Annotated in this window: 16 protein-coding genes; 5 read left to right on the forward strand and 11 right to left on the reverse strand. The window is 45.5% G+C overall.

Annotated features, from left to right (window positions below; translation table 11 throughout):
• Window positions 1-232: 232 nt before the first annotated feature.
• Both cshA and IV55_RS05375 read right to left on the reverse strand, forming a co-directional pair.
• Window positions 233-1,807 carry a degradosome RNA helicase CshA gene (cshA, locus tag IV55_RS05370; RefSeq protein WP_057810118.1) on the reverse strand — a complete coding sequence of 525 codons (1,575 nt, stop codon included), beginning with the start codon at window positions 1,805-1,807 and terminating at the stop codon, window positions 233-235.
• 478 nt (window positions 1,808-2,285) lie between these two features.
• The gene (locus IV55_RS05375) at window positions 2,286-3,683 is read right to left on the reverse strand and encodes a UDP-N-acetylmuramoyl-tripeptide--D-alanyl-D-alanine ligase (RefSeq protein WP_057810120.1); all 1,398 of its coding nucleotides are present in this window, start codon (window positions 3,681-3,683) and stop codon (window positions 2,286-2,288) included.
• Window positions 3,684-4,379: 696 nt separating this feature from the next.
• Here IV55_RS05375 and IV55_RS05380 point away from each other — a divergent pair.
• A complete protein-coding gene (locus IV55_RS05380; RefSeq protein ID WP_057810122.1) occupies window positions 4,380-4,844 on the forward strand; it encodes a low molecular weight protein-tyrosine-phosphatase in 465 nt (154 codons plus the stop codon).
• A 60-nt stretch (window positions 4,845-4,904) separates the two neighbouring features.
• On the opposite strand, the gene IV55_RS05385 is transcribed toward IV55_RS05380, so the two are convergent.
• Window positions 4,905-5,633, reverse strand: coding sequence for a class A sortase (locus IV55_RS05385; protein ID WP_057810124.1), 729 nt, complete (start codon window positions 5,631-5,633; stop codon window positions 4,905-4,907).
• Window positions 5,634-5,760: 127 nt separating this feature from the next.
• Between IV55_RS05385 and IV55_RS05390 the strand changes: the two genes are divergently transcribed.
• The gene (locus tag IV55_RS05390) at window positions 5,761-6,996 is read left to right on the forward strand and encodes a multidrug efflux MFS transporter (RefSeq protein WP_146993636.1); all 1,236 of its coding nucleotides are present in this window, start codon (window positions 5,761-5,763) and stop codon (window positions 6,994-6,996) included.
• A gap of 152 nt (window positions 6,997-7,148) precedes the next feature.
• On the opposite strand, the gene IV55_RS05395 is transcribed toward IV55_RS05390, so the two are convergent.
• The 6 genes from IV55_RS05395 to IV55_RS05425 form a co-directional block, all read right to left on the reverse strand.
• Window positions 7,149-8,558 (reverse strand): DHA2 family efflux MFS transporter permease subunit, encoded by a 1,410-nt coding sequence (locus IV55_RS05395; RefSeq protein WP_057810128.1) that lies wholly within the window; start codon window positions 8,556-8,558, stop codon window positions 7,149-7,151.
• A 277-nt stretch (window positions 8,559-8,835) separates the two neighbouring features.
• Window positions 8,836-9,081, reverse strand: coding sequence for a type B 50S ribosomal protein L31 (locus tag IV55_RS05400; protein ID WP_057810130.1), 246 nt, complete (start codon window positions 9,079-9,081; stop codon window positions 8,836-8,838).
• Between the two features lie 105 nt (window positions 9,082-9,186).
• Window positions 9,187-10,470, reverse strand: coding sequence for a UDP-N-acetylglucosamine 1-carboxyvinyltransferase (locus IV55_RS05405; protein WP_057810132.1), 1,284 nt, complete (start codon window positions 10,468-10,470; stop codon window positions 9,187-9,189).
• A gap of 325 nt (window positions 10,471-10,795) precedes the next feature.
• Window positions 10,796-12,409 (reverse strand): CTP synthase, encoded by a 1,614-nt coding sequence (locus IV55_RS05415; RefSeq protein WP_057810136.1) that lies wholly within the window; start codon window positions 12,407-12,409, stop codon window positions 10,796-10,798.
• A 184-nt stretch (window positions 12,410-12,593) separates the two neighbouring features.
• The gene (gene rpoE, locus IV55_RS05420; RefSeq protein WP_057810320.1) at window positions 12,594-13,190 is read right to left on the reverse strand and encodes a DNA-directed RNA polymerase subunit delta; all 597 of its coding nucleotides are present in this window, start codon (window positions 13,188-13,190) and stop codon (window positions 12,594-12,596) included.
• A gap of 44 nt (window positions 13,191-13,234) precedes the next feature.
• Window positions 13,235-13,666: a YwiB family protein gene (locus IV55_RS05425; RefSeq protein ID WP_057810138.1), complete on the reverse strand. Its 432-nt coding sequence runs from the start codon at window positions 13,664-13,666 to the stop codon at window positions 13,235-13,237.
• 326 nt (window positions 13,667-13,992) lie between these two features.
• Between IV55_RS05425 and IV55_RS05430 the strand changes: the two genes are divergently transcribed.
• Genes IV55_RS05430 through yidA form a run of 3 tightly spaced genes read left to right on the forward strand, consistent with a single transcriptional unit; the run spans window position 13,993 to window position 17,039 of the window.
• On the forward strand, window positions 13,993-14,841 hold the full coding sequence (locus IV55_RS05430) for a lipoate--protein ligase family protein (protein WP_225425860.1): 849 nt from the start codon (window positions 13,993-13,995) through the stop codon (window positions 14,839-14,841).
• Window positions 14,842-14,860: 19 nt separating this feature from the next.
• Entirely contained in the window at window positions 14,861-16,234 is a 1,374-nt protein-coding gene (locus IV55_RS05435; RefSeq protein ID WP_057810141.1) for an HD domain-containing protein, read from the forward strand.
• On the forward strand, window positions 16,224-17,039 hold the full coding sequence (gene yidA / locus IV55_RS05440) for a sugar-phosphatase (RefSeq protein WP_057810143.1): 816 nt from the start codon (window positions 16,224-16,226) through the stop codon (window positions 17,037-17,039). Before IV55_RS05435 ends, yidA begins: the two co-directional genes overlap by 11 nt.
• Before the next feature lie 115 nt (window positions 17,040-17,154).
• On the opposite strand, the gene IV55_RS05445 is transcribed toward yidA, so the two are convergent.
• Together IV55_RS05445 and IV55_RS05450 are read right to left on the reverse strand one after the other, a co-directional pair.
• Window positions 17,155-17,523, reverse strand: coding sequence for a DUF3899 domain-containing protein (locus tag IV55_RS05445; RefSeq protein ID WP_057810145.1), 369 nt, complete (start codon window positions 17,521-17,523; stop codon window positions 17,155-17,157).
• Window positions 17,524-17,614: 91 nt separating this feature from the next.
• The gene (locus IV55_RS05450; RefSeq protein ID WP_057810146.1) at window positions 17,615-18,268 is read right to left on the reverse strand and encodes a hypothetical protein; all 654 of its coding nucleotides are present in this window, start codon (window positions 18,266-18,268) and stop codon (window positions 17,615-17,617) included.
• Window positions 18,269-18,672 lie beyond the last annotated feature (404 nt).

Here is an 18,672-nt window from a genome sequence, read left to right on the forward strand (position 1 = left end):
AAGGAAGCTGATCTTTTTTGTCCGAACAGCGTTCGGATTAATTTTACAATCTACCATGTAAGCTGAAAATTCCTTACTGCTTGAATTCATACTGATTTTTTTCATTGAAATCTCCCTCAATACTTTTCGTATTATTCTATAAATAAAATAATACCACTCAATTAAGATATTATTGAGCCTAAAAAAGGTGATGCCCATATGGACATCACCTTTTCCAATTTAACTTTAAAAATTACCGATGGTTGATTGAGTAGCCATGCTTGCTACCACCGCCGTTGCTACTGCTACCGTGTCCGTGGCCATTGCCACCGTTACGAGAGCCAGAAGGCTTGTGGTCGCGACTACCACCACGACTGCCACCGTTATCACGATCACGTGAGTAACGACCATGACCACCGCCATTGCCACCACGGTTATTGCCACGGTATCCACCGCGACCGCCGTTGCTATGACCGCGACCATTGCCACGACCGCCACCATGACGGTTAGGTAATGGACGTTCTGGTGTGATGTGAACTGGCGCTGAATGTTCATCACCAGGTGTCATGTTGGTTAATAAAGCAGCAACTAAGTCTTGAGCATCGTAATGGCTCAATAATTCAGCGGCTTCCTTATCAAACTTAGTTGTGTCAGTGCTTTCTACCAACTCAGCGATCTTGCTTTCAGCTGCTGACAACTGACCAGCAAGTGCTTCTTCAGCCGAAGGTGGCTTCAGAGGTAGCATGCGCACCTTAGTCAACTTTTCAATTTCACGCAGGTAATCCATTTCGTTTGGCGTTACAAACGTCAAACTTGTTCCGTGATGCCCGGCACGGCCAGTACGGCCAATCCGGTGCACGTAACTTTCTGGATCCTGAGGAATGTCATAGTTGTACACGTGGGTAACACCGGAGATGTCCAATCCACGGGCAGCAACATCAGTCGCAACCAAGATGTCTAACTTACCATCACGGAATTGCTTCAGGATTTGTGAACGACGTTGTTGCGTCAAGTCACCGTGAATCCCAGCAGCGTTGTAGCCACGGGCTTCAAGTCCCTTAGACAATTCGTCAACACGCCGCTTTGTCCGACCAAACACGATGGTTAGGTCTGGATCTTGAACGTCAAACAGACGCGTCATCAAATCAAACTTTTCGAATTCACGTGACTTTACATAGAACTGGTCCACTAAGTCAGTCGTTAATTCCTTCGCCTTGATCTTAACTTCCTTAGGGTTCGTCATGAACTGAACCCCGATACGACGGATCTTGTCAGGCATTGTTGCTGAGAACAGCAACGTTTGACGGGTGTTAGGTACTTGTTTGATGATACTTTCAATGTCGTCTAGGAAACCCATGTCCAACATTTCATCGGCTTCATCTAAAACCAATGTGTTGACGTGGTCCAAACGAACAGTTTTACGGTTAATGTGGTCTAGCAAACGACCAGGTGTTCCAACCACAATCTGTGGGTGGTTCTTCAAGCTGTTGATTTGACGACGAATGTCAGCCCCACCATAGACAACTTGAACCCGTGCCTTTTCAAATTTACCCAACCGGTATAATTCTTCTTGCGTTTGAATGGCAAGTTCCCGGGTTGGTGACACGATCAACGCCTGTACATTCGGGTTGCTAGTGTCAATCTTGTTTAGGATTGGTAGCCCAAAGGCCGCCGTTTTCCCAGTCCCTGTTTGTGCTTGTCCAATAACGTCATCGCCTTGTAAAACCAAGGGAATCGTTTGTTCTTGGATAGGGGTTGCTTCTTCATAGCCACTTTCATCGATGGCTTTAAGCAGGTCGTCTTTCAGGCCTAGTTCTGAAAACTTCAAATTAGTTCCTCCTCGGGCCAAACGGTTGCATCAACACTAGCAAAAATCCGTCTGCTATCGCGTGAAAATGGCCATTTTGGCTCGTTCTATTGTTTTGTGATTACCATTAAGTTGTTGGTTTTAAAAAAACGCAACTATAATAGTTTAACGCGTGCGACCTCTTTTTACAACTGCAAGTCATTAGTTAACCGATATTAACAATATTAAACGAGCGTGGGATAAAAGTAATGAGGTCGTCCCCTCCACAGAGACTCGGCTTTTGTCCCACGTTTAAGTTTGTAAATTAAAAAAGGCTGGGACATAACTAATTATGTCCACAGACCCATTGTTGTTTTCTAAGCTTCAAGGAGACGTGTGTCAAAAGTCAAGTCGCTGTGCAGACTACGAACCACCTACTGGATTGAAGACCAACCCGTACGGTCGTTCTAGCTCTTGCTTGCTACCTCCCGACTTTTGTCCCTCTCTCATCATAAGTCAGTTACTTTTTACTCGTACCGTTTTGTAACGTGCTTAAAACCGTTTCTAAATGCACACCGTGACTCGCCTTCAGTAAGACTTCATCACTAGCCTGCACATCTGCTGCTAAATCACTTGTCAGCCGATCTTTGTCATCTAATGCATAGTAGTGCAAATTGTCAGCTGCATAGTCACCACTAAGGGCCTGCTGTAATGCCTGCATGTGCGGTCCAATCAAATATACCGACTGAATCTCATTAGCATGCAGTGCGGTCGCAACCGAGGCATGTAATTCATCTGCATCAGTGCCTAATTCCAACATATCACCCAAAACCGCAATGTGCCGACCGGCAGCCGGCGTTTTAGCAAACATCTGCAAGACATCTTTCATCGCAGTTGGATTGGCATTATAAATATCACTTAAAATCGCTTCACCAGTAATCCCAGTCAACCATTGCGTGCGGTTTTCCGTCAGTGCAACGTTCGCTAAGCCACGAGCCATGTTTGCAACTCGGACATGGAACAGTTCACCCACGGTCAAAGCAGCCATCGCATTGTTGACGTTGTACTCTCCAAGCAACGGAATCGTGAATGTTTCATCAGGCCATTGATTGACCACAAAACTAGTTTCATGTTGCTCATTGTCCGTTGTAATCTTTGTTGGATATAGGTTATTCGAGCTCTGTTGACCAAAGGTACGCTGTTCATTGTCAATCGTAGCCGCACGTTCCGCCAGCAATGGTTCATCCCCATTGAATACGAAGCGACCATCAGCCTTTAAACCGTGGGTAATCTCCATCTTTGCATCCGCGATTCGATCACGTGTGCCGAAAAATTCAATGTGAGCTTCACCAATCATCGTAATAATGGCAACGTCTGGTTCAACCAATTTACTCAACGCATCAAGTTGGTCAAAACGATCCATCCCCATTTCTACAACCAGAATCTCAGTGTTTGGATCCATGGATAACACCGTGTATGGCACACCAACTTCATTATTATAGTTAGCAAATGTCTTCACGACGTTATATTCCGTGTCCAACACACTGGCAGTCATGTCCTTGGTCGTTGTTTTACCATTACTACCAGTAACCGCAACGACTTGCGGATTGATCTTAGACAACCAGTAACGAGCAAGTTTTTGCATTGCTGCTAAGGGATCATCAACAATCAACACCGGAAAATCAGTTGGTGCCTGAGCAGTCTTTGATGCTGCCCAAAAACTGGCAACAGCACCGTGAACGCGAGCTGAATCGATAAATTCATGTCCATCATGTTCACCAGCTAAAGGCACAAACAAGGTGCCAGCTGCTAACTGGCGGCTATCAAAGTGCACCGCCGTGACCGTTACATCGGCCCATTGACTCACATCATTTTGTGCATCCACCGCTTTCGCGACTTCTGCCAATTGCATTTTCATTATTATCCTCACCATCAAGCGCCGGCAGCGGCATGGACACGCTGCGGCTTAATTCTTAAATACAGTCGAAGATTATTATACCACAGCAGGTCTGCTTGCTTGATCTAGTACGTGGGGGAGTATCTTCTGAAAACAGGATAACGGCGAACTCACTTCGTTCGTCGGCAACCAGGCGGAGCCCCTCACCGTTCGGACTTTGCACAATTCTTGTGCAGCCCTCACTCACGGGACGCCACCTGATTGCCATCGCCGTTACCCTGTTTTCAGAAGAGTGCTGTTCGCGTTGCGAACAGCACAAAACCGTAACCACTAAAGTAAAAGTCACCGCTGTCGATAATTTCAATGATGGTACCGTCTTCTACTACTGTCAGTGAACGAAACAAATACCAGCCACTTCACGTTTACTTCGACGATAACTGGGCTTGTGTCGTTGCCCCCGCGTGAACTGCGCGTGGGCAACGCACTCCCCTGCCGCCAAGCAATTAGCAATAGAGACCAGATGTAACACCGAGAACGAAGGGCTGCGAAGAATTCGCAAAGCCCGCAGTGGTAAGGTGTCACATCGAGTCGACGGTGAGCGAAGCGAACTTTCTAATGGCTTGGCGGCAGGAGACACAGCAACAGCGCAAAACACTTGCGTCAGATTCATGAACACGGCACAATAATAGGTAACTTAGGTTTTTCAGGAGGAGCACCATGCAAAACGTTCTGTTCGTTTGCCTTGGCAACATCTGTCGGTCGCCCATGGCCGAAGTGATTTTTAAGCATCTTGTTGATGAACAACAATTAGCTGATCACATTAAAGTAGATTCTGTAGCCACTAGTAACTGGGAAGAAGGTAACCCACCGCATCCGGGTGCCGTTCACGTTTTAAATGAGCACGGTTTAAGCGCCGCCGGTTTAACGTCACGGCCAATTACCGACAAAGACATTAACTGGGCTGATTGGATCATCACAATGGACCGATCCAACATGGCCAACCTGCAGCGCCTCGTTCCGGCTGCTGCGCAAAGCAAATTACATCTCGCCTTTGAAGTGGTTCCTGAAAAAGCTGCACAAGAAATTCCTGATCCATGGTACTCACATAATTTCGAACTGACCTATCGCCAGTTGAATGAAGTTTTACCCTTATGGCTTGCTAAAATTAACCAAGCAAATTAAAAAGAGGTGTTTGGGACAAAATAACTTATGTCCCAAACACCTCTTTTTGAATTTACTACATCAATTAGCTTTGCTTAAATCTTCAACCTTTTGTTTGTAACTAAACCCATCTAATGCCGCCTTAGGTGCGTTCTTCCATGTATAGCTGCGAACATACTTACCACGCACCATCAATCGTTTATCACCGGTGGCGTCACAAGTAATCAAGGTGACCAGTTTCTTGCCCGGCACATCATCGACCACATCAACGCGCGTCGCCTGAATAAATTTGCGTTCAGTTGTGGTGTATTCATACACGTGATCCAAATCAGTTAGGTAAATCTTCTGACCAACACGACTCTTCCAGAACAGCGGACTGAACATCGCGTCTTTTTCATCCATCCGGTGACCAGCAATGGCGTAATTACCAGTACCCATCACCTGTCCAGGCTTCAACGTGCCTGTGGCCAACGCCAAATCCTCATCAGAAACACCATTTACGATTTGCAAATTCATCTTAATATCGGGAATGGCAATCAAACCAATGGCTTTAATCTTATGATTCATACGTGCCTTAGCTGCTGTCTGCAAACCGAGTGAGTTCACGCTTCTAAAATCATAACTAACCTTGGCATGCTGATTTTTTTTAACATCGCTACGCGTAATGGTTGGATGGTAACTTTTTACCAACCAGTTCGTAATGGGACCATTGAAGATCAGCACCATTGACACAGCCAGCAGTAACGCAATAACAATACCGCTAATCCACTGACCAACTTTTGAGCGACCTGATTTTTTCCCGTGTGACATGAATAATCCTTTCAGACGTTGACGCGTCTACAAAATTATTTTAAAAGGTGTAAAATAATTATTTGTCAATTTAATTGATATGCAAAATATACCGCAAACGTCATTAAAGATAAAGAAGGATGCCCTATTGTTCAAGCAACTCAAACACCAATTATTTCGTAAACGTCTCCCTTGGGAACAAAATATTTTTGTTCTTTGGTTCGGCACATTTATGGCTGGCATGGCCTTTAGTGAAATCATGCCGTTCATGTCACTTTACATAGATACACTTGGCCATTTCTCAACGGCGCAACTTAACTTCTATTCTGGCATCACCTTTTCGGCCACCTACCTCGTAACCGCCATTGTTTCCCCCTTATGGGGACGCTTAGCTGATCGTCGCGGACGCAAACTGATGATCCTGCGTGCATCACTTGGTATGGCCATTGTACTCGGGGCTATGGGACTGGTCACCACTGTTTGGGAACTGATTGCACTGCGGTTTATCCAAGGTGTCTTCTCTGGCTACATTTCAAATGCCAACGCATTGGTCGCTACCGAATCACCCAAAGAGCACTCCGGCCAAGCACTCGGCACCTTAGTAACTGGCTTTACTGCCGGTAACTTGCTGGGACCTTTACTAGGTGGAACGCTCGCTGCCAGTTTTGGCTACCGGGTGACCTTTTTCATTACCGGCGGCTTACTGCTAATCGTCTTTTTACTCAGCTGGTTGTTTGTCCATGAGCATTTCACGCCGGTGGAAAAAGACGCCATGAAATCGACTAAAGACGTCATCAAAACTTTTAAACATCCCCAGCTGATCTTAGGGATGCTGATTACTACGACAATTATCCAAATTGCCAACCAGTCGATCAGTCCTATTCTCAGTTTATATGTTCGCCAACTATTGCATGGTAACGGCTCCGTCTCACTTGTTGCCGGTATCATCGCCGCCATCCCTGGACTAGCAACCATCGTGGCCGCACCACGACTAGGTGTTTTAGGCGATAAAATTGGCACCGAGCGAATCCTAACCATTGGCTTTGTCTTCGCCATCTGTGTATTCATTCCGATGGCTTTTGTTCGCAATGTTTGGGAGCTGGGCTTCTTCCGCTTCCTAATCGGTATCTCCGATGCCACCATGATGCCTGCTGTACAAACATTACTGGCAAAGAACTCCCCAGTATCTGTTACCGGTCGTGTCTTCTCCTGGAATCAAAGTTTCATGGCCATGGGCAGCATCGTCGGACCTTTGATTGGATCAGTGGTATCCGGCACTTGGGGGTATGGTGCAGTCTTCTTATCCACGGGCGCCATCGTCGCATGTAACCTCGTACTGTTTCGCTTCAATACCAGAGATTTCCGTGCCGCAAAAGCAAAATAAGCTGGAATACCGCAAACAAGACGTATATTTCACTTTTCAGGATGTAAGTTTATAAAAAATAATGGTCTGAAACAAAACTCGCTTTTGTTTCAGACCATTATTTTTGATTTATGCGTTTAAATAGCGAAAACATAACCGCATTGGCTACACTACTATTTCGCCGTTGCCTTTTGCATCCGGAAATTAATCGTTGCTAACACGAGCATCGCTACGATCATTGCCAGTACAATCATAAAGTCATGTTGTGCGCCTCGTGCTGTGGCAGCTTTCATGGACAAACTGCCGGCATGTAGCTGACTGCTAGACAGAACCGTCGCCATAATGGCCGTTCCAATCGAGCCCGCGTACTGCTGAATCGAGTTAAAGGCTGCATTACCATCGCCGAACAACTCAGGCGATAACTGCTGAAGTCCATTTGTTAACGTGTTACTAAATGAAAAGGCAAAGCCGATACAAAATAGCATGTACAAGCCAACCAGCCAGAGCAGTGCCATGTGTGGTGCTACGACAACAAAGCCTAGCATTCCTAGGCAAGACAGCACTAAGCCCCACATAATTGGTTTTTGCGCACCGCTGCGATCTAGGACATTTCCTGAAATAGGTGTCAAAATACTATTCAGCAGGCTCCCTGGCAACAAAATCAGACCAGCTGTCATCGCGTTTGCACCCAGCACCAGTTGTGCATAGTTTGGCAACAAGAAACCTAAACCAATGTTCCCTAACTGAATCAAAAGATACGTCAAAAAGCTCAGCGTAAAGGTCGGTTGTTTAAATATCGTGACCGCAATCAGGGGATGTTCAGTGTGTAATCCCCACCAGCCATAGCCAACTACAGCAATGACGCCAATCAGGATAAAGCCCCAAAATAGTGGACTTCCCCAACCACTGTGAGAAACGTTGTTAAAACCAAGCGAAATCGTGATAAACGCAACGGCTATCAGTACAAAGCCAACAATGTCAAAGCGTGTTACAACAGGCTGCGTCTTTTGATGAATATTGAAGAATCCTAACACAAATGCAATCAAGGTAATCGGTAAAATGATCCAAAAAATCATCCGCCAGCCGAGTGCATAAGAAACGAGTCCACCATAGGTTGGTCCTAAGGCAGGTGCGAAACCGATAATCATTCCGCCTAACGCCATGTAGACACCTAACTTTTCCACCGGCACAAACTGGGTGATGATGGTAAACATCAACGGAATACATAATCCCGTCGCAACACCACCAATTAACCGTCCCAATAATAAAATACTAAACGTTGGTGCCAGTGCACAGACTAGCAAACCAATGACAAACAGGATAATTCCTAGCGCAAATGTTCCTTTGTAGCTGAACCGCTTATGAATATATGACGCCATCGTCATTACCAACGCCGCCACTAACAGATAGCCGGTCGTTAACCATTGCACCGTCCCAATCGTTACATGCAATTGCCGCATTAACGTTGGAAAAGTTACATTCATCGACGTTTCCGTCAGCACACCACAAAATGATAAAATGGCAGTTCCTAAAATCGCTAATAATACTTTTCGCGAAACACGGTCAGTTGTTTGTTCTTGCATAAAAGTCACTCACTTTCTCTCATCACATGCCTTAGGACAAAAAAAGTACCCTGTTAGCATTAAGTTGCAGACAGGGTACCTATTTGTTTGAAAGACATGGATTGTTTAATGCGATTATATTACGCTTTTTATTCTTCAGTTGGCAAGGTGTTTTTTACTCCGTACTAAACAAATTCTCCCATACTGGGAGAATTATCGGCAAAAAAACAGACATCCAACACTTCAACAGTGTCAGATGCCTGATAGAACGGCATTTCTAATCCATTAAAAATACAGTTTACTTTAAACCGTACTTCTTGTTGAACTTGTCCACAGCGCCATCGGCTTGTGTGAACTTTTGCTTCCCAGTGTAGAATGGGTGTGAATCTGAAGTGATTTCAACACGGATCAATGGGTACGTGTTGCCATCTTCCCAGTCAGTTGTTTCTTGAGAAGTTGCAGTTGAACCTGAAATAAATTTGAAGCCAGTGGTTGAGTCCATGAATACAACCTGGTGGTAATCTGGGTGAATTCCTTGTTTCATAAGTTCATATCTCCTTTTGCCATGAGTCATTTACTGAGTCATAGTTCCAATATAATCAACTCTAGTAATATACCATCAAAAACACAGTGTTGCAATAGCCAACAACTAGTATTCAAACACACCAGCGTCAGTATCTTCAATCACCTGCACATCAGCGCCTAGCGCAGTCAGCTTATCTGAGATCCGATCGTAACCTCGCAAAATATTCTCTGCATTAACAATCGTAGTCTGTCCATCAGCTAAAAGCCCTGCGATAACCAATGAAGCGCCGGCACGAATTTCACCAGCAGAAACTGTCGCACCAGTCAATTCTGTGCAATGATCCACGATGATCATGTGGTCTTCCAAACGAATCTTAGCGCCCATCCGATTCAGCTCAGCAATGTGCTTCGTCCGTTCAGGGTAAATGGTATCAATAATAATACTAGATCCTTCAGCAAGCCCCATCAGTGGTGTGATTGGCTGTTGTAAATCGGTCGCAAAGCCAGGGTAAGGCATCGTCTTCACCTGAATCGCATGCAGTTCATTTGAGCCATGAACAAAGATGCTGTCTTCGTTCACATCGAGCTTCACACCCATTTCCAGTAACTTCGCGGTAAATGATTCCAAGTGTTCTGGAATCACGTTTTGTACGTTGACGCCATCCCCAACAGCTGCTGCCATTGAAAGATACGTCCCGGCTTCAATCCGGTCTGGAATTATGGTATGAGTGTTAGTCGCTTCTAGTCGCTCAACACCTTCAATACGAATAACATCCGTTCCTGCACCACGGACTTTAGCACCCATGTTGTTCAAGAAGGTCGCTAAATCAATGATTTCTGGCTCTTTGGCAGCATTTTCGATGACTGTTTGACCAGTCGCTTTGACCGCCGCCAAAATAATGTTCATCGTGGCGCCAACTGAAACAAGATCAAGGAAAATCCGTGCACCATGCAAGCCAGCACTGGCATCGATGTGCACTGCATCATCAATTTCAGTCACTTGTGCACCAAGCGCTTTGAAACCTTTGATATGCTGATCAATTGGCCGTGGACCGATATTATCGCCACCCGGGAACGAAACTGTGGCACGTTTGAACCGACCTAACAAGGCGCCCATGAAGTAATAAGAAGCACGCAGACTCTTAATGGCCTTACCAGGGAGGATGTTTTCCTCGATTTTTGTTGGGTCAATATCCAGCACGCCATTTTCAAAATGTGATGTCACATTCATCGATGCCAAAATAGCCATCAAGTTATGCACATCCAAGATATCTGGAACAGAATCAAAGCGGACCGGTGTATCTGCCAAAATAGCGGCAGGAATCAGGGCGACGGTACTGTTCTTAGCACCACCGATGGTAACTGAGCCTGATAGCCGGTGTCCTCCTTGGATGATCATTGATTTCATGCGTAATTCCTCTTTCGTCTTGTCGACAATTAATTTCAATTTAAAGTTGTGGCTCAACCTGCTTGTTAATGCGATGTGGGAGCACACAATTAATCTCAATATTAAAGAAGCTGAACCAAAAAAACAATACAGTTTCAGACTTCACAGTATTTTTTTAGAAAACAATTATTTAGTTGCTAGATGATTAACATCGACACAATTGCCAAAATTACTATAGCACACAATTTTTTGGGGTACAAAAAGGCTCCGTCATGGTTGCATTTCTGCCATGGCGAAGCCTTTTAAACCACATGTTAAATTATGCCATCAGAACCTTAAATAGACCTTAGTTCTTAGCGATGTGTTCATCATCGGCAGCTTTCACAAATGCCTTGAAGAGTCCTTCTGGACGATTTGGCCGTGATAAAAACTCTGGATGATATTGCGCTGCCACATGGAATTTATTCGTTGGGAGTTCAACGACTTCCACCAACCGGTTATCCGGTGATGTTCCAGAGAACACCAAGCCCTTAGCGGCTAATTGATCACGGTACTTGTTGTTGAATTCGTAACGGTGACGGTGACGTTCAGAAATAACTTCTTCATTGTTGTAAGCTGCGGCAGCAATTGTGCCGGGCTTCAACTTACATGGGTAAGCACCCAAACGTTGCGTCCCACCTAAATCATCCACATCTTCTTGATCTGACATCAAGTCGATAACTGGGTAAGCCGTTTCTGGGTTGATTTCCGTTGAGTTGGCGTTTTCTAGACCAACAACGTCGCGAGCAAATTCAACACAGGCCATTTGCATACCCAAACAGATACCAAGATATGGCACATCATGTTCACGCGCATATTTGATAGCTAGGATCTTACCTTCAATTCCCCGCGTCCCAAATCCACCGGGAACTAAGATACCATCTGCGTCTGCCAACATTTCTTCAACATTGTCTTCATTGATGTCTTCCGAGTTAAAGTGGTTGATTTTAACATCTGCATCGACCACATACCCGGCTGATTTCAAGGCTTCATTCACAGAAATGTACGCATCAGGTAGGTCTGTATACTTACCAACCAAGTCAATGGTGATCGTCTTGTGTAAGTTTTGAACGTGTTGTTCCAGCTTCTGCCATTCAGACATATCAGCTTTTGGCGCATCCAACTTGAAATGGTTCAGCACGATATCGTCCATCTTTTGGTCTTGTAAGGCCAATGGAATCGTGTAAACCGTTGGTACATCCATTGATTCAATGACTGCTTCAGGTTCCACGTCACAGAAGGATGCAATCTTGTTTCGCATGCCCTGTGTGATTGGTTGTTCCGTGCGGACAACTAACATGTTCGGTTGAATTCCCAGACCACGCAATTCCTTTACACTGTGTTGAGTTGGCTTCGTCTTCATTTCACCAGCTGCCCGCAAGTATGGAATCAACGTCGTGTGAATGTAGAAGACATTGTCACTACCAACATCGGACTTCATTTGACGCAAAGCTTCGATGAATGGTAGTGATTCGATATCACCAACCGTCCCACCGATTTCGGTAATCACCACGTCAGCGTCGGTCGTTTGACCAGCGCGCATGATTTTTTCCTTAATCGCATTCGTGATATGTGGAATAACCTGAACCGTTGCACCAAGGTAGTCCCCATGACGTTCCTTTTGCAGAACTTCTTGATAAATTTTCCCCGTGGTAACGTTGGAGTATTTATTCAGGTTAATATCAATGAATCGTTCGTAATGGCCAAGGTCTAAGTCAGTTTCGGTACCATCATCTGTCACAAACACTTCACCGTGTTGGTAAGGACTCATCGTGCCAGGGTCGACGTTAATATATGGGTCAAACTTTTGAATCGTAATCTTTAACCCGCGGTTCTTTAGCAAACGTCCTAACGACGCTGCAACGATCCCCTTTCCGATTGAAGAAACCACACCACCGGTGACAAAAATGTATTTGGTCATCTAAATAAACGCTCCTTTTGTTTTTTCGGGGAGTATCTGAAACAAAGAAAAAGCTCCCAATTCATGTGAATTGGGAGCAGCTTAATTGCTTCTGTCTTGTGCCCATTCTTTCGAACGGTGCCCAAAGAATATAATACTGATTTAGACCAATGAGGTCAAGCGAGAACTTTCAGAAATCAAAAACCTATTCTTCTTCGTCGTCATCGTTTTCTTCATCTTCGTCGTCATCATCGTCATCGTGCAATTCAGCAAGCTGACCTTCGATGCCGTCTGGCAAGTCTTCTTCAGTATCCTGATTTTCGGTGTCTTCATCATCAACATCGTCATCGTTGTCCTTAGTGTCATCGGCTGACTCTTCATCATCAGCTTCTTGACCAAAGTCATCATCTTCAGGATCATCATCGTCATAGTCAATTACGTCATCGTCATCAGCGGCGTCTGCCAAGAAGGCATTAACCTTACGGCGCTTCTTACGTTTTGGTTGATCTTCATCTTCTTCACCATTAATGGTGGCTTCATCGATGGAGTCAAATGGATACCAGGTCCGCAAGCCCCAGGTGTTGTCACCTAGTGAAATAAAGCTACCGTCGACGTTTAGATCAGTATAAAACTGTGCTAACCGTGAGCGGACTTCTTCATCGCTTGAGCCGAGGTATTGTTGAATGGCGTTTGCTAAGTCAGCAAAACCCATTGCCTCTCCGTGTTGTGAAAGGATTGCATGCGCAACCTCAATCATTGAGAGTTCGTTCTTGTTTTGACCTTCGAAAATTTTAAGTTCCAAAATCAGGCCCATCCTTTCGAGAGTGTACACTTCATCATAATGTCTTAAGCCGTAAATTGCAATCTAATTTGATAATCACCAATTAACTGTTCACCAGCTAGCAATTGATAATCGACAGCGATTCGGCCCGTCGACAAATCCTCACTGATTCGTGCACTCACTTCTGCCGTTGCAACTTCCACTGACATCATGCCATACGGCGTGCGATAGTTAGTTGTGACTGCCTTACCTTCTAGAAAATGCATTCGCAAATCATTGGCACCACCGCGCGTCAAAACAACATCGTCTTCACGATTCAGCTTAAACGTCACTGGTGACTCCACGCCATCATCTGTTTCAACATAACGCAGGTAAACTGTGCCGTTGATGACAACCAACCGACCTGGCAGGTTAAAGTCAAATTGCTCGGTTTCACCATCTTGCGTAATGTTTGTTTGTAGTTGCACCGTCACCGGTTGTTCAAATCGTTGTGCCACAAGTGCCCCTCCTTGATTCGTACGGTTACCATCAGTAGAAAATTATAACGCATTTTAAACGAAAAGCCATGGTGAGCGCTTGGAGAGGCAGAGAGCGAAACACCCCGGTTATAAGCCGAGCAATTGCAGGCAGGGCGGGAGGGGCTTTAGCCCTGTACGGTCGGCAGGTAATGCACAGGCTTATGGGATGTGCAGCTCGTTTTCAGCGCCGCCTTTGTTGGTGCTCGGTGTCTACCCGAGCAGGCTCACTCTCTGCTATAATGTAAGCAGTTTATTTAATGATTAATCGCCGGTGATAATTTACTTTGATTATCATACGAGCACTCATGAAACCAGGTGACCACATGACTGACGCATTGAGCCTTGCGCCGACCACGATGTTGTTATCCCAACACTTTAACCAAGCCGACGGGTTAGCAACCTTTTCGCACATGAACGCGTTACTCAGTTTAATTGAACACGAACAACAACCCTTACTCCATTTTTGGATGCTTGATAATAATGTCATCATGGGCTTGCGAGACGCCGACCTACCACACTTAGATGATGCCTACCAAGTTTTAACGGATCATGGTTACGTTGGCTTCATTCGTAACTCTGGCGGATTAGCTGTTGTCGCCGATCCCGGCGTTCTAAATATCAGTTTGTTCTTCCCGCCAAGTCTGTTAAAGATGGGCGTCGACGAAGCCTACGAACAAATGAAATTGCTCGTTGACCGCGCCTTTCCTGAACTACCAATCGTTGCCGGTGAAGTCCCTCGTTCATATTGTCCCGGCACTTACGACCTCAGCGTCAACGGTCATAAAATTGCTGGTATGTCACAACGGCGGCGTAACGGTGGCATCGTCATCATGCTGTACCTCAGCGTCGTTGGTAATCAAAATGCCCGCGCGCAACTGGTTCACGACTTTTATACCGTTGGCTTGGGCCATGAAGAAAACAAATGGGATTTCCCTGATGTCGACCCTGGTACGATGATGAACGTCGGCGATTTATTGCCGCAAGCATTGACCATTGAAGACACCAAACAACGTTTCATCGACGCAGCTAAACAGTCAGGCACCTTTCTTGCTGAACAGCACTTAGCTGATCTGATGCAGGAACCTGAATATGCAGCACGGATGAAGTTTGAAGCTGAACGACTGCAGCAACACCAGCCAAACATCAATGAATAACTATTTCCAGGAGGATTTCATGGACTATCGTTACCAAACGTTCCCACGTGAAAAAGTATTTCGCGATCCTGTGCATAACTACATCGCCGTGTCCCACCAAGTGATTTTAGACTTGATCAATACAAAAGAGTTCCAACGTCTTCGCCGTGTTAAACAGCTTGGCGTGACCGCTGAAGTCTTTCACGGTGCCGAACACAGTCGTTTTGGACACTCACTGGGCGTCTATGAAATTGCTCGACGCATTTGTGACAATTTCGCAGCCGATTATCCAAGCGTAACGCCAGATGATGGCTTGTGGAATGATGATGAACGGTTAGTGACACTGTGTGCGGCATTACTTCATGACATCGGCCACGGTGCTTACTCACATACGTTTGAGCACATTTTCCATACCGATCACGAAGCTATCACAATGCAAATTTTGACATCCCCTAATACTGAAGTGAATAAAGTATTACGCCGTGTATCGCCAGAATTCCCACAGCAAGTTGCGAGTGTAATCAACCACACCTATCCAAACCCACAAGTGGTTCAAATTATTTCCAGTCAACTAGATGCCGACCGCATGGATTATTTGCTGCGTGACGCATACTTCACCGGCGCCGATTACGGCCGTTTTGATCTAACCCGAGTGCTACGCGTTATGCGACCTTTTAAAGACGGTATTGCCTTTGACATCGATGGGATGCACGCCGTTGAAGACTACATTTTAAGTCGTTTTCAAATGTATCAACAAATCTATTTCCATCCTGTTTCACGAGCCATGGAAGTTATCTTAGACCATCTGTTATTGCGTGCGAAAGACTTGTACACCAACAAACAAGCGCATCACGAAACGTTTAGTCCGATTTTATTGGAACCGTTCTTTAATGAAGATTGGACGTTGAAAGATTACTTAAAATTAGATGATGGCGTACTGAACACTTACTTTCAGCACTGGCAAGACAGTAGCGACGTCGTATTAAGTGATTTGGCCACCCGCTTTTTGGATCGCAAGCCGTTCAAATCCGTCGAGTACAACGCTGATACTGAAGACTTGTTACCCACATTACGTGACCAAATCGAAACTGCCGGCTATAACGTGGCTTACTACACTGCCACAAACGACAGTTACGACTTACCGTACAACGCGAACACGCGCCAATCACGCAAACCAGCTGCCGAAATTCAGCTTATGAAAAATGATGGTTCAACCATCGAGTTATCAGCGTTGAGTCCATTGGTGGCGGCAATCTCTGGTCGTGAATTAGGAGATCAACGATTCTTCTTCCCTCGGGAAATGTATCGGACTGATACTGCCGAAGATTTATTCATGCCCATCTACACAGAATTTCAGGCCTACATCAAAAATAATCAATTGATTCACCCTAAAGGAGAACCCCATGAAGATTAAGCTAATTGCCATTGATATCGACGGCACCTTACTGAACGAAAAAAATGAGTTGGCACAGGCCACGATTGATGCAGTCACAGCGGCTCGAGATGCCGGTATCAAGGTCGTTCTCTGTACCGGTCGGCCACTGACTGGTGTAAAAGGGTATCTGGATCAATTAGGTCTGAGTGGCGATGATCAGTATGTTGTGACCTTTAACGGGGCCTTAGCCCAAACAATCAGCGGTAAAGTTTTAGTCCGTCACACGTTGGACTATGACCAATACCGTAAGTTAGAACAGCTCAGCCATCAACTTGGCACTCATTTCCATATCGAAACGGATCAACACATTTACACTGCCAACAAAAACATCAGTGACTACACGATTGGTGAGGCCTTCCTGGTAAAAATGTCCGTTCGGTATCGTGAAGTCAGCGAAATGCCAGCTGATTTAACGGTCTCCAAAGTCATGTTTATTGATCATCCAGCCATTATCAACCAAGCTGTCAGTCAATTACCGGCCGAATTCAAGGATGACTTTTACTTCGTGCAAAGCGAACCCTTCTTCTTAGAAGCCATGAACAAAGCAGCTTCTAAAGGCAATACCATTACAGGATTAGCTACCGATTTGGGCATCGACATCAGTGAAGTCATGGCAATCGGAGATCAAGGCAACGACTTATCCATGATCAAAGCAGCCGGTTTCGGTGTCGCTATGGGGAATGGTATCGACGAAGTAAAAGCTGCTGCTCAAGCAGTTACGTTACCTAACAGTGAAGATGGCGTGGCGGCTGCGATTCGCAAGTACGCGTTAGGCGACGACTAGAATTCGTTCGCTGGATTCCACACAAGACCAAGTACAGTAGTGTCAGCGAAACTACAAACAAAAACGGCGTCATCCACACCCTACGCGAGTGTGGATGACGCCGTTTCTATATCTTTTAAAGGGTGATCAGTACCGCCACGCCAATACAACAGGCGCCGGCAATCCAAATCCATTTGTTCCAGCTAGAAAAACGTAGCGGCGCGTTTTTCTTTTCCGAAACTTCCATCGCAGAGATTGGTTTTTGTGGTGTTTCATCTTTTTCTTTATATGTTTTCTGTCGACGGGAGCGACGAAATCCAACGAACAAGTGCGCATGACTAAGCTGCATAGCGGCCCCAACCAAAAGTAACAAGAGGCCTACCATAAAGGCAACGTTCGAGATTTGGACTGTACTAACGCCTGCCAACCAGGCAATCAAACAGCAAATGACAAATAATCCTACCCCACCCAGCGTCATAATCATCGGACTCATTTTTTTTAACATTCGCGAACCGCCTTTTACTTATTCTGCTCTCTATCATACTAAAAACACGCACAAAAAAATACCGCCCTAAAGGCGGCATCATTTTGTATGACTATTTTTGAACGACGACTTGATTTCCGGTTATCGGATCCACTGCGGTAATCGCCTGTGTACTTGGATTGTACGTGTATACACCGACTAGGTTGCTAACTTCTGGATCTGGTGCCTGGGTACGAACATCAATTTGCACATTCCCGTCAGTGTTTGGTGTCACCATGTACTGCATGTTGGCATCTGTATCAGATACGCCTAACTGATTACGAAAGGCAGTCAAAGCAGGGTTGACTGGCTGTGCGGCGTTAGTAGCAGTGCTCGTATCCGTTGGTTTTGCGGCTGTGACAACAGGTTGTTGGCTTGGTTGGGCCGAAACATCACTAACCGCTACAGCAGCATTCTTAGTGCGTGATACCGGTGCACTTACAGAAGCATTTGTCACGGGACTCACAGCATCCGTGGATGATTCAACGCTATTACTGCTACTTGTAGGTTCAACAGAAGACACAGCGGTCGACGCAACTATCGGTTGGGTAGCAGTTGCCTTAGCACTCACTTTACTATGGTGAACAGGTGTCTTAGCAACCTGACTCACACGAATCGGTTGTTTATCCGTTGTCTTTGCATCAGTGCTAACACGCGCAGAAAGTAACAATGTACTCAGTAAAACGACCCCACCAGTAACAACTTTCTTAACCATTTCTGTTTTCATCTTCGTTACCCCCTGCACGCGTGCCAAACCGGTACGTTTCTTTATGTCTATATTGTATCACTACGTAACAAAAATTACGGTTATATGACATTAAGATTACATAAAGTTCTTTTGCCATGGTCTTTAGATCTGTGTCCGCCAGCAAACAAGTGACGCTACTTATTGTGCAGTCCTCTCCGCTCACGGGACAGCGGTTATTTCGGTTCCCAGTTAACTACTACTTTGAGTGATCGATGAACGCTGCAGTCAAAGCGGCGGCGAGTTTACCTAAACGTTCACTGCACTTGTGCTTTGCCCGCAAGGCGTGCAAAGCACTCCTCCAACACCAGGTCATTAGCAACAAAGATCAGATGTCGTGCCGAGAGCGCAGGCTGCGCAAGGATTGCGCGAAGCCGAAGCGGTAA

Origin of the sequence: Furfurilactobacillus siliginis (assembly GCF_001437435.1) — a bacterium.
GTDB classification, from domain to species: Bacteria; Bacillota; Bacilli; order Lactobacillales; family Lactobacillaceae; genus Furfurilactobacillus; species Furfurilactobacillus siliginis.